Origin of the sequence: Brasilonema sennae CENA114 (assembly GCF_006968745.1) — a bacterium.
GTDB lineage: Bacteria > Cyanobacteriota > Cyanobacteriia > Cyanobacteriales > Nostocaceae > Brasilonema > Brasilonema sennae.
This window is the reverse complement of record NZ_CP030118.1, coordinates 7,093,763-7,094,062: the sequence shown is the minus strand read 5'-3', so window position 1 is coordinate 7,094,062 and position 300 is coordinate 7,093,763. Positions and strand designations below refer to the sequence as shown.

Genomic DNA, 300 nt, shown 5'->3' with positions numbered 1-300 from the left:
GGAATGTCTGCTTCTACAAGTCGGCTGATAAGTGACCGCAACTCCAGTATCTGCCATTTTCCCAATCCCTCTGTTCCAATGAAGATAGCGGCAGATTTAACATTGGAAATTGCCTGTTGAATCACATCCTGAAATGCGCGTCCTGGTGCAATTTGCTCTTCGTCTAGCCACACCTTCAAACCACGCCGTTTCAATTTGGTTGCAATTGCTTTAACTTGGGGTTTATTCTGACTATTATGAGCGAGAAAAACATCAAAATCGGGTTGATTTGTCATTCAGAAGATTCTCCTACTAGATAAG

At 42.7% G+C, this 300-nt stretch carries 1 protein-coding gene; it reads right to left on the bottom strand.

From position 1 onward, the window contains the following. Nucleotides 1-275, bottom strand: a 275-nt coding sequence (locus tag DP114_RS29520) for a toll/interleukin-1 receptor domain-containing protein (protein ID WP_172195335.1), incomplete at its 3' end; no start/stop codon positions are given. Nucleotides 276-300 lie beyond the last annotated feature (25 nt).